The 12,164-nt window shown below is 44.0% G+C and carries 12 protein-coding genes; all 12 read left to right on the forward strand.

Going from position 1 to position 12,164, the window contains the following annotated elements:
- Window positions 1-9 precede the first annotated feature (9 nt).
- The 12 genes from MH117_RS22195 (at window position 10) to MH117_RS22250 (ending at window position 12,141) form a co-directional block, all read left to right on the forward strand.
- Complete coding sequence (locus MH117_RS22195) at window positions 10-270, forward strand: DUF2577 family protein (RefSeq protein ID WP_239332583.1); 261 nt, start codon at window positions 10-12, stop codon at window positions 268-270.
- Window positions 270-698 carry a DUF2634 domain-containing protein gene (locus tag MH117_RS22200; RefSeq protein WP_239332585.1) on the forward strand — a complete coding sequence of 143 codons (429 nt, stop codon included), beginning with the start codon at window positions 270-272 and terminating at the stop codon, window positions 696-698. The genes MH117_RS22195 and MH117_RS22200 overlap by 1 nt, the downstream gene beginning before the upstream one ends.
- Entirely contained in the window at window positions 691-1,746 is a 1,056-nt protein-coding gene (locus MH117_RS22205; protein WP_239332587.1) for a baseplate J/gp47 family protein, read from the forward strand. The genes MH117_RS22200 and MH117_RS22205 overlap by 8 nt, the downstream gene beginning before the upstream one ends.
- Entirely contained in the window at window positions 1,743-2,408 is a 666-nt protein-coding gene (locus tag MH117_RS22210; RefSeq protein WP_239332589.1) for a YmfQ family protein, read from the forward strand. The genes MH117_RS22205 and MH117_RS22210 overlap by 4 nt, the downstream gene beginning before the upstream one ends.
- Window positions 2,409-2,594: 186 nt before the next feature.
- Window positions 2,595-2,954, forward strand: a complete 360-nt coding sequence (locus MH117_RS22215) for a hypothetical protein (protein WP_239332591.1) — start codon at window positions 2,595-2,597, stop codon at window positions 2,952-2,954.
- A 34-nt stretch (window positions 2,955-2,988) separates the two neighbouring features.
- Window positions 2,989-5,424: a hypothetical protein gene (locus MH117_RS22220; RefSeq protein WP_239332592.1), complete on the forward strand. Its 2,436-nt coding sequence runs from the start codon at window positions 2,989-2,991 to the stop codon at window positions 5,422-5,424.
- An 11-nt stretch (window positions 5,425-5,435) separates the two neighbouring features.
- A complete protein-coding gene (locus tag MH117_RS22225; protein WP_239332593.1) occupies window positions 5,436-8,000 on the forward strand; it encodes a hypothetical protein in 2,565 nt (854 codons plus the stop codon).
- Between the two features lie 12 nt (window positions 8,001-8,012).
- On the forward strand, window positions 8,013-8,384 hold the full coding sequence (locus tag MH117_RS22230; protein WP_239332595.1) for a hypothetical protein: 372 nt from the start codon (window positions 8,013-8,015) through the stop codon (window positions 8,382-8,384).
- A gap of 151 nt (window positions 8,385-8,535) precedes the next feature.
- A complete protein-coding gene (locus tag MH117_RS22235) occupies window positions 8,536-8,682 on the forward strand; it encodes an XkdX family protein (RefSeq protein ID WP_239332597.1) in 147 nt (48 codons plus the stop codon).
- Between the two features lie 175 nt (window positions 8,683-8,857).
- Entirely contained in the window at window positions 8,858-9,307 is a 450-nt protein-coding gene (locus tag MH117_RS22240; RefSeq protein ID WP_239332599.1) for a phage holin family protein, read from the forward strand.
- Window positions 9,308-9,530: 223 nt separating this feature from the next.
- A complete protein-coding gene (locus MH117_RS22245; protein ID WP_239332601.1) occupies window positions 9,531-9,983 on the forward strand; it encodes an ArpU family phage packaging/lysis transcriptional regulator in 453 nt (150 codons plus the stop codon).
- Window positions 9,984-10,776: 793 nt separating this feature from the next.
- Window positions 10,777-12,141, forward strand: a complete 1,365-nt coding sequence (locus MH117_RS22250; RefSeq protein ID WP_239332603.1) for a uracil/xanthine transporter — start codon at window positions 10,777-10,779, stop codon at window positions 12,139-12,141.
- Window positions 12,142-12,164: the final 23 nt, after the last annotated feature.

A 12,164-nucleotide genomic window follows, 5' to 3' on the forward strand; every position in this document is an offset into this window, starting at 1 on the left:
AGGTGGCATATGTCGCAATGGTCCTGGTTCGTCGATTACATTCGGGAGCAGGGGGCGAAGTACAATCCGCCTTATATGATGGTGGGTGAAGTATTGGAACCTTCGCCCAAGCTACAAATTCGAGTGGAGGGAATTGTGCTTGGCACGGAGGATCTGTGGGTAGCCGAATCGCTCTTGGATCGGAATATTCCAACAGGTGCGCAGGTAGCTATTATGCCCATGCAGGATTCGCAGCGATTTATCGTATTAGGTAAGGTGGTGAGGCCGTAATGGATTCCATATTTCCGTTTATTGATGGAGAACAGAGACCGGACGGTAGTGAAAATACTGAACTGCCTTTGTTCCAAGAATATGCTTGGAACTATGAGCTTAACGACTTTGTGATGCATAACGGTGAACCGCTGCTGCTGGCAGGTAATGATGCATTGCGAGTATGGATTTATAAAACGTTAAAGACGAATCGTTATCGATATCCGGCATACAGTTGGAATTATGGCAGTGAATTTGAGGCGCTTATCGGCAGTGCATTTACATCCGTAATTCAACGGAGCGAAGCCGAACGTTATATTCGCGAGGCGCTGCTCGTGAATCCATATATCGTAAGCATTGAGCAGCCAGATGTGCTGCTTGCTGGCGATGAGCTGCGGATTAACGTAACCGTCCATACCATCTATGGGGAGGTGAATGTTGATGTATGAACATAAGACGTGGGAGCAGTTGATGGATGACCTATTAACAGCAGTTCATTTGCCGCAGGTAGCTAAACGTGAGGGGACATTTGTGTATGACGTGTTATCCCCAGCAGCGCTTCAATTGGAACAAGTTTATATGCAGTTGAATCGTGTATTACAGATCGGATTTGCGGAGACGAGTTATGGCCGTTACCTCGACATGCGTGCAGACGAGCATGGCTTAAAGCGCAAGACCTCAGAGGCTGCGCAAGGATTTGTCACATTTAAGGGCAAGGCGGGGGCAGCAGTTCCTAAAGGCGTAATAGTGGCCACGGCGGATGGCACGATGTACCGCACGCAGGCCGCTGCGATTGTATCCGATACAGGAGTTGTATCGGCAGCCGTTAAGGCACTAGAAGCCGGATCTTCCGGTAATGTACCTGCGGCTATTATTAATACAATTATTACGGAACTGCCAGGCGTCCAGTCGGTGTTTAATGCTGCGCCGACCCTAGGGGGATATGATGGGGAACCAGATAGTGAACTGCTGCAGCGTCTGCTTGCTAAAGTGCGCAATCCGGCAACAAGCGGCAATGCGGATCATTATTTACAATGGGCGCTAGAGGTTCCAGGTATTGGAGACGCCAAGGTATTCCCGATCTGGCAAGGGCCTGGAACGGTGAAGATCGTAGCGCTGGGCAGTGATAAGCAGGCTCCTGGCATAGAAGTGATTGCAGAGGTACGTCGGCACATCGAGACGATGAGACCGATTGGCGCCGATGTTACCGTTGCAGGGGCAATAGAAGTGCCTGTTCATGTAGAGGTTCAAATCTCTCTGACGCCTGAAGCTGGAAGCTTGGACCAAGTACGGGCCCAGATTGAGCAGGGGATTAAGGAATACTTGCATAAGCTGGCATTTAAAGACCGTGTCGTAAGAATTGCTCGGATTGCCAATGTGCTGCTGGATACCCCTGCTGTGTTGGATTATGACCAATTAATGATGAATGGCGGTAACCACAATCTTGTACTGCAGGAAGATCAGGTAGCCGTACTGGGGACGGTGAAGTTGTTATGAGCAGTGGACGAGTAACAAGTCTTGTCTCAAGTCCAGAATCATTAGGGGACAAGCGCAGCATTATTTTAGAACAAATGCGACAATCTGTCCCTGAGTTCCTGTTGGAATCGCCGTTGTACAGTCAACTGCTGAAAGCAGAGGCAGAGCGCTTCGGGACATTGAACTACGACATAGAAGAACTGCTGCGCCAATTTTATGTAGATACCGCTACTTATGGTCTGGACTTGTGGGAACGATTCTGTGGTATCCCGGCAAGTACTGTCAAACCGATCGACCAGCGGCGTGCAGTCATCAAGTCGAAGCTGCGGGGGATCGGTACAGTCACAGCAGGCGTGATCAAAAATGTAGCAGAATCCTATTCAAACGGCGAAGTAAGCATTCGTGAGTTGGCTGCCGAGTACAAACTGGTCGTTACTTTTATTGGAAAAATGGGGATTCCGCCTAATCTGGCGGATTTACAGGCAAGTCTGCGGGCACTCATTCCTGCGCATTTGGACATCGAATATGAGTTTACTTATTTAACATGGGGAAACTTGGATCAAATGCAATTAAATTGGAACGATTTCGACGATCTTCAACTGGATTGGGAGCAGGCCGAAGTGCTGGATCATCGTCAGTCTATAGTTAGATCCAGTGTGGGGTTGACGATGGGTGAACCTTGATGCAGGTGATAAATCTGTTGGTTAAGGCGCTTTAGGTTACTCTAACGAGAGTATCAGACCAGAACAGGGACAAATAGGTACGAGATTGGCACTGGTCATCTCGTGCTGATCTAGAAGCATGCTGCGTGAGGCGGTCTGAGGTTCTATTCGATATTAGTTTGAAAGATAAGTGAAGGAGGGATAGCGGTGACATTTACATTCCCTGTGGATTCCAACAATAAGGCGGGGGCCGTCAAGTCGCTTGGCACCAACGGATTTACAGTCCCGTCGCAGTCTACCGGATTCGAAGCCAAGGAAGTGAAACGAATAAAGCTGGAAGCACGGGTGAGCACACGATTGACGTTTACGGGGACGTGCGAAGCGTTTGATATCCACAACTTTGGAGTTGGTGATATCTTCGTCAACATCGGTGCCGCTGCAACCGTTGATGGTGCGGATTGCATCATGGTACCGGAAGGTATGGGCTATACATTGAATGTACGTGGTGCGGAGCTGCATGTTATCTCGGAGCGAACACCTAAGATTCAAGTTGTGGGGGTGAGATAGGATGGGCTTGTATCCCTTGCAGGGTGGCACTCCATTGGTGGAAAAGCCGCCTGTGTTGTTGGAGCTGAAGCCGGGCGTTCAGGTGGTGGAGGCGGAGGAAGATTCTTTGTTTAAGCTGTCGGGCATTCAAGGCCGGACATTAATTAATTTGTTGGGGAATTCCGGTCGTTTTGAGGGGTTGCAAGATTGGGTGCCCTATTATTCCTCGCTTGTTTCGGTAGAACCGCTGTATAACAACATGGGGCGCAAATCTATCCAATTTCTCTCTAGCAGGAATGATGATGCAATGGGCGTTTACGCGGATATATCTGCTATTGTATTGCCCGGGAAGTATTATATCGCACTTGCTAATGTGAGAAACGGTAATTCATTACATGGTGTGGGAGTTCGTGCTGCTTCAGGAGAATATGTAGCGGAATCAGAGCTTAATAAATCAACAGACTTCCAATTAAAACATGTTGTTTTTAGAACTTCAAGCAAGGAGAATGCCAAAACATTTATATATGCTTATGCACCACATTCATTAAAGGATGAATACGGGTTTGTGAATAGCTTCCGACTATTTGAACTATCTGAAATAAATTATAATGCTGTTCGGCATCTCGAGTTAGAACAAGTAGAGTCGGTTTATCCTTATGTGGATGGGATCACTAATGTCATCAATCCCTATGTGTTTGTTAAAGCAAAGAATCTCTGCCCTTCTTTTTACGATTGGGTCCCTAAAAGAGAAGGTATATTTAGAATCGAAAGCCCGTTTGTTTTAAAAAATGTGGCTCCATCAAAAGATATGTGGCATGGAATGCCTAAAATACCTTGTGTTGCAGGACAAGCGTATACGTTTACATGTGAACATGATGGACTGATACAGCTGGCATTCCAGGATGAGAAGGATAAGATTATACACTCATCAGGGTATACAGCCGAGCAAAGCCAGACCCTTATAGCACCACAACATGCAAAATATGTAATAGTTTATATTAGCAATGATAAGAGTGGAAACTTTACGTATAAGAATCCAATGCTCACCTTTGGAACTGTTGCAGCGTCTTTTCAGCCCCCACAATTTAATATGTGGGCAGCAGAGTGTGAACTAGCCTCACATCCTATGGACGGAAGTCATGCTGACATCCTCTACGTAAACAATGAATTTAAACCATGCGTACTGGAAAAATGGAAAAAAATACGGTTAGACGATAAGTTTACGTACTCATTTTATAATTCTTACCCAGGTGGAAAGTGTGTAAGGGTTAATTATTTACTTACAGATGCTGACATCACCACCTTGCCCTTTATAACAAAACATAATGGTACATTGCTAAGAAGCGGAGCACCTTCGGGTAGCGTGGACTGTTATAGTATTAGGGATTGGGGTGAGAAGGCTCCGTTTCTAGGGCTAGGAATAAGCTCAAAAGATAGTGGATGGGGTGACAAATACACACCGTCGGATAGTGATATAAACGCATTTTTCTTAGGGTGGAAGATGTATGAAGGCAGTTCGGGTAATCCCAATACTTTGTATGATGGAACGGGGACCAAAGCATGGGTTCCGCTTGACGGTATTCACGGAAATACTGGCTCATTCTATTTGGAAAGTACTCCAACACAGCCTGTATCGAAATTTAGTTACACAAGGTTTAGCAGCTGGACACCTTACCAAATGCAGTATTTGAAAATCCTAGCTACTATTGAAGCTGTACAGAATTATGAGACAGGATCAGTCTTGTCTTCGGGAGCTAATCTCATTGAAGTAGGTTCGGGGATCAAACTACGGGAACAGATTACCCCAATGAAAGGGGAATGGAATCAGTATTATGTGCATTCTCGAGGGCTGGGAAATAAAACTGATGATTTGATTGAGAATATCGTAGCTATATATATAAACCAGATTCAGGACTACTCTTGGAATTTGTATGCTTCGGATGTCAACATTGATTATGGTATTGTAAATGCTTCATGTGCTCAACATCATTTTGATTCATCAGCTATGTATCAAGTAACCTACTTATCGCTGTCACCTGCTCTCCAAGTACCTATATATGGGTCATTGTCAGCTAATATACGAGGTTCTATTTCAGATGTACATGATTGGATGAGTGGGGCTGAACGCAGAATAAATGTATTGGAGAATCAAACATCTACAAAAGGAATATCACAGTGGATAAAAGCTACATTGTTGTCAGGTTGGGTAAATTTTGGCGAGGGTTATTCTGATGCTGCTTATTGTACGGATGATAATGGGATTGTATATTTACGTGGGTTTGTAAAGGGTGGACTAATAGGTTCGGAAATATTCATTCTACCAAAAGGATACACTCCAGCTAATAGGTTGAACTACTTCCCAGCTAGCAGCAATGGGACTATGCAGAACCTCTCTCGTGTAGAAATTAGTACTGATGGTAAAGTGACTTTTGTGCAAGGATATAACGGTTATCTAGGGCTTGATGGTATTTCATTTTTAGCTAAACAGTAAGGAGGTTGAGTATGGTTCATAAATTACCGAACGGTTTGAATAAATTTGATTCCAATGACTATGTTCGTAGGGAACATTTTAATGAGCAGTGGGAGACAATTGATAGTGCGATTGGTACCCTTCGTGCAGTGAACAATGATATTAGAAAAGAAGTAATGGATGTCATCAGACCAGAGCTTGAAGAGACTCCTGTGATAGCCATTGAATTAAAAGAGAAACTGCAAAAGGTTAGTGTTCCAAGAGATACTCCATTCAATGTAAAGGCAATTAATGGACGTACACTCATAAACTTATTGGGGTTTGACGGGGAGGGCATCTGTACAAACAGATGGACAGGAAACGGATTAACAACTGATGGAGAATCAATTAGCTCAGTGATCCCTCAGGGGGCAACCGTAACAGACGCATTTCACAGAGTACCGTATGATCCGACTCGGAACTATATAGTTATTGCAGAAGTGAAGTCGACTAGTACTGCCAGAATAAGATTAATTGAGGAAAACGGAAATGAAGTGTTCACGAGCGTCGTATCTTCTACATTTAAGCCGCATGTGATCATGGTGGATAAAGGTAAGCTGTCTGGTGCTAACCCCGTACATTTTTCAGTTGTGGTACAAGGAAAGAGCGGTGACGAAGTATTCATTAAAAAAGCTAGAGTATACGCGGTGGCAGATAATACTTATACTGCATTTAGATCTTTAGCTCTAGAGGAGATTGAAGAGCGGTTTCCTTTTGTGAATGGAATGACTAATATAAATAATCCGTATGCAAAGATTACGGGATCTAATTTGGTCCCAGCATTTACGCAATGGTTTCTAGATCCCATTACAATCTTACACGATTCCTATGTTATTCAAGCAACTACGAAGGCAGAATGGTCAAGGGTGGGTTATTACACGTTTCCCGTATTAGCCAATCAAACCTATACTTATTCATGCACAGTTGGTGGATATATTTCTGCAAGTGTTACACCTTATATGACATTAGAATTTCTTGATCATTCAGGTACATCGCTTGGTTTTAACGATGTGAAGCCATCAGGTAATGGCGTAATAAGATCTTCTGTCAAAGCTCCAGTAGGGGCTGTCAGGGCATCGTTTATATTGGCTGCTGGTGGCATAGGGACTTACAGTTATTCAAATCCTATGCTTGCAGTTGATGCAGAAACTAATTCATTTACACCACACGGACAAAGTTTATGGGCAGCAGAATGTGAATTAGCTGCACATCCGATAGATGGAAGTAATGCAGATAAGTTATTTATTAGTGATGATGGGACACCTAAGCTGCTTGAGAAGTGGGAAAAAGTAACGCTTGATGGTTCGGAACCATGGCAATTTAGTAGTTTTGCAGCAGGTGTAAAACAGGTGCGGATTAAAAATTATGTTCCGATCCATTCTAGTACAGAATCAATCTACCATATGTTTGGTGTCAAGCACGATGGCAGCCAACTAAAACCAGATGGTCATGTCATAACCCCGGATACGTTTATCTTTCAACCAGAAACGGGACATTTATATGTAGGAATTAGTAACGTCAACAGCGGTTGGGGGGAAAGTTACACACCTTCAGTTGACGAAGTTAAAGCATATTTTATGGGCTGGCGTATGACAACACAAGAATCATGGAATAGTACTTTGGAACCTTTTAACGGAGAAGGAACAAAGGGATGGAGTGCTATTTATTGTGGAAAAGGAACACCTTTTATGTATGCCAATGGCACAGTAGTTAGTGGAAGTGGTGTAGGAACACTCCCTACATCAATTAATCCTTACAATTATAGGGGCTATAAACTTCAATATCTTAAACTTGTCCCAACCATTGAAGCCGTTAAGAACTACGAAATAGGGGCGACTCTGTTCAAGGGTGCTAACATGGTAGAAGCAGGTTCTGGTATAGTACTCTCAGAAAGAGTTTATTCCGTATTAACAACGGATACAGCCGCCGCGATTGGAGATATCAATTCACCTTTGAAACAGGATATCAAAAAAGCGTTGTATATCTCGGTTAATGGAAAGCAAGATCTGAACTGGTATACTTCTGCCATCAATCCTGCAGGTCAAGAAAAGTTTAGAACATTAATACAAGGTTATAATCCTAAAAAAACGTACTGGGCTACCTATGTGTCTTTGACACCTAGTGTATCTCCAATCATTGAAACAGCTTTATCAAGCAGTCTTCGAGGAACAGTGTCTAATCTAGTGCAACAAACGGGCGACATGGAACGGCGTTTAACTGTAATTGAAAACTATTCAAGTGTAACAGATACTCCGCAATGGGTTAAACCGACATTGTTAAATGGATGGACAGCATTCGAACACCTACCAGTGGGATATAGAAAGATTCATGATGTTGTGAAGCTCAAAGGGCGCCTTGCCTCAGGGAGTGTGGGACTCAATATACCTGCGTTTGTATTACCTGAGGGATACCGCCCGAAGACTTCAACCTATCTCACAGTAAACGATTTTACTGTTTCGAGCAGATACATTTGTGTTCACCCAGATGGAACAGTAATCATTGAAATGGGTCCCTCAAACTCAATCTGTTTGGATGGGATTACATTTGACATTAGCTGAGGAGGAGTCCTAATGAAAGAAGCGATAAAAGTTAATATTGACGGATTCTACGTCGAACCAACGCTTGTTACGGATTCCGTGACAGGCGTTTTTCCTGTCATGGGATCCGAAGCAGCGAGTTCTGAACAGCAGATGCTTACCGGTCATATCGTTGCTGTTGAAGTGCCAGCGGGATTATACAAACCACGTTGGGACTTTAAGCTTGCTGTATGGATGGAAGGTATGCAGCAGGAGGAAATTAATGCGATACAAAATAATGCAGCGACAATAACAGATACAGAGGTTATTGGACGAGAGCTGGTGCAATTAAAGCTGAAAGCCATACAGCAGCAAAACGAAATTCAAGCTCTTAAACAAGAACTGATACAGGTGAAGCACGGCTAATGGTTAGGGATGGAGAATTTACAAAAGAGTTACTACCTGTGCAGGGCTGTAGTTTTCAGTAATTTATAAACGGAGTTTGAACCCCTTTTGTAAAGGTACAAAAGGGGCTCGCAACATATTAACACATAACCATATGAAAGGAGCAAAACTCATGGAATTTTGGAAACATGCATACAACCTCAACTGGATCAGTGCGGAAATATTACGTCGGGTAGTGAAGACGGATATAAATCCGTCTGGTGAGATTACCCAGGAACAATATGCTGACATTACAGGCATTACATTTGAAGGGGTGTAGTTAGACTCACATGGATGGGGTGTTTACACAAAGAGGTACTGCAAGGCAAGCTTAATAACGAATCCGCCAAAACATAATTCTGCAGTAGCAAGACAGCTTGTCATACTCGAACATATGAGCTTGAGCATGGACAATGTCATGCTCAAGCTCATGTTCATTTAAGGAGGCATGAAATATGGAGCGCTTCGATATTCTGCTAAAATGGATCGTGGCGGCTGCATCCAGTGCGATAGCTTATTTGTTTGGCGAAACGTCTTCCGTCATTGGTGTATTGGCAGCGCTTGCATGTATAGATTATGTCTCAGGAGTAGGGGCCGCAGCATTTGCTGGGAAACTGGTGAGTCGAACTGGCTTGATAGGCATAGCAAGGAAAGCGTACATGTTTGCTATGGTATCCGTCGGCCATCTAGTAGATAGCATTCTGGGCGATGCCCATATGTTCAGGGATATGATTGCTTTTTTTTATATCGCTAACGAACTGCTGTCCATCGTTGAAAATGGGGGCAGCATGGGAGCACCCATTCCTCCGGCAATTAGACAGGCTATCGCCATTTTACAGGGAAAGGGTGACAATCCTCGCAACCTTCTACGTGATAAGCCACAAAGTAAAAGAAAAAATAAATAATATCCCAAACAATTCTCTTGAATAAGAACGTATGTTCCTATATAATAAGAACAGGGCCACTATCATGACTTACTTCTCCTCATTTTTTGCAGCCTCTCGGTAGAGAGGCTGACTGTTTCTTCTCATTAAGGAGAGGCGATAGGTATGACCTGATCTGCTCCAAGACCAGCTAATCAATGTTAGCAGCGGACATTACAGAAGAAGTGAACAAGGCGGTGTTTTGATGCTATGTGACGTATTTTTTGACCTTCCTGAGATGGACAAAGAAGCCACACGTAGAAATGTTGAAGCAGTATTTGAGAAGTATCGTATGTACAAGCAGATTGGCTATGAGGTGAGAGAGACCAGACTTACATCTTCATATACTGCTCGTGTTCACGGAGAGACGAACCGTATCTCCGATCAGACAGGAGATATTGCCGCGGATAACGTTGATATACCGGAGAAGATGCGTGTTTTTTGCGAGCGTGTCGAGAAGGCTGTATCACGGCTTCCGGACAAGGAACGCCAATTAATAACGGATCGATATTTGAAGGATGATGATGTATACGATTATCAGGTGTACAACTTCACATTTGATCCGCCGCTAACGGAATATAGTTATTACAAGTTAAAGTGGCGGGCTGTATCTAAGCTTGCGATTTCACTTAATGTGCAGGTATTTGCCGTTACATAATACGCTCTGACAACTTATAGAATAACGCGTCCGCACAGGCCGGCTCATATGAATCGTCCGGTCTTGTGCAGCTAGGCGTAATGATGGTGATATGCGACTACTCAGGAACTGAACTGAAGCAGCATAACTCTTTGAAATGGTATCCGTAGTATTATTGAACACAGAAGTAATTTCCTCACATCTATCATCCGTGATGATTAAGTTATCTGCACAAAGTATAAATTCCCCTTTTTAGATGTAGACATTTATGAGGAAAAGGCGATACTAGGCATCGCCCAATGCACTCATAGGGCCAGGTGACATGTTGCGCATCATCACACTTCAGCCTCTTGGTTTTTTCCTAATAGAAGTAAGTCCCGACCACTTGCTAGATGATTACATTCTTTATCCCCAGCATTCTCCTATCCAATCCCTAACGTTTAAAAGGTTGCTACAATACAAATAATCGTTTAAGTGCTGTGGTTATTTAATAAAGTAAAAATAATCCGGGTTATTCCCCAATTGTTCTACGTCGCGTATTGTCAGAAGTTGTTTTGATGTTCATGTAAGAGATAAAGATAAGATGGTCGACGGTGTTCTGAAATAGGCTGCTCCGTGCAGCGACGAAAGTACCGACTGCCTATTTATGAAGTTCCAATCTTATCGTAAGGCACAGAGAAAACGATAGAAAGGCTCATAAGTGAACATTATCAGCCTCTAAGTACCTATTATGGGTTCTCAACCTTGTTGTGTCGTATTTTTACCTGTGACATAATGATGTAACGTCTAGGTAGAAGCGGAAGGGTGATTCATAATGGAACGGCAAGGAACCTTGAAGACGGCGCTCGCCGGCATTCAATGGTTATTTTTTATGTTTGCAAACACAATTGTAATTCCACTGACCATTGGCCATGCATTTGAACTTGGTGCGGCTGATGTAGCATTAATGATGCAGCGCTCCTTTATTTTAACAGGTGCTGCTTGTTTAATGCAGGTGCTGTGGGGACATAAATGGGTGCTAATGGAAGGACAGGCCGGTTTGTGGTGGGGAGTTATTATCAGTTTGTGCGCATCAGCACCCACGATGGGCATAACGCTGCCCGAGTTAGGGGCCAGCTTGGCTGTAGGGATCGTGCTGGCGGGTGTCACGATAATATTGCTTGGTCTATTTGGTGTTGCTGACAAATTAAGACCTTGGTTTAACCCGAATGTAATGTTTGTTATTTTGCTGCTTATTGGTTCACAGCTCATGATTATTTTCTCGAAAGGCATGCTCGGGCTGAACGATAGTCCAGAGATCCCACCAAATATCGCACTGCTCAGTTTTGCGATTATCGTGTTTTTGCTGTTATTTAATTTATTCGGACCGAAAAAGCTGCGTAACTTCTCAGTCTTAATTGGGATTATTGTGGGCTGGATTGCCTATGCCTTACTATTTGATGCACGTGTGCAGCCGATGGAAGAGGGCGGCAGCCTATGGAAGCTGTTCACATGGGGAAGTCCGACGGAACATAGTCTTAACTTAGGTGTTATCGGCGTAGCTTATGTGACGGGTCTGCTGAATATGGCTAATTCAATGGCTACCTTAAAAGGAGCGGCCGTCATTTATCGTAAAGAAGCGACACCAAGACAATACAGCGGAGCTTTTGTTGTCACCGGGATTATGCATATGCTGGCAGGATTGTTCGGCGTTGTCCCGTACTCGACGTTTGCGTCTTCGATTGGATTTTTGCAAGCTTCGCGGATACTAAACCGACTTCCATATATCATCGGAGCTGTCATGATGATGGTGTTCGGCTTTGTACCGCAGTTGGCTGAGATGTTCTCAGCGTTACCGCTCACAGTTGGCAATGCGGTACTATTTGTAGCATATCTAAGCATGTTAGGTGCATCACTTAAACAGCTGGAGGGAATATCGTTTACGAGTCGATCAATTTACCGTGTAGCACTCCCACTCTTCATCGGATTGGCGTGGATGACGATGCCGAATACAGTATGGGTACAATTTCCGGCCTTGATTCGTCCTTTGATTTCCAACGGCTTGCTGCTGGGCATGATGATTACGTTGATATTTGATCGGATCGTGCCGTGGGATCGTATTGAGGAGCAGGATCGCGCAGACGGCCAGCAGTCTTCTCAAGCTGCCGCCGCTGCCGCTGAGAAACAGGTAAGTGCGTAGCAGACGGCATTATCATGAAGCCG

It is taken from the genome of Paenibacillus sp. ACRRX (genome assembly GCF_022346885.1).
Taxonomy (GTDB): domain Bacteria; phylum Bacillota; class Bacilli; order Paenibacillales; family Paenibacillaceae; genus Paenibacillus_B.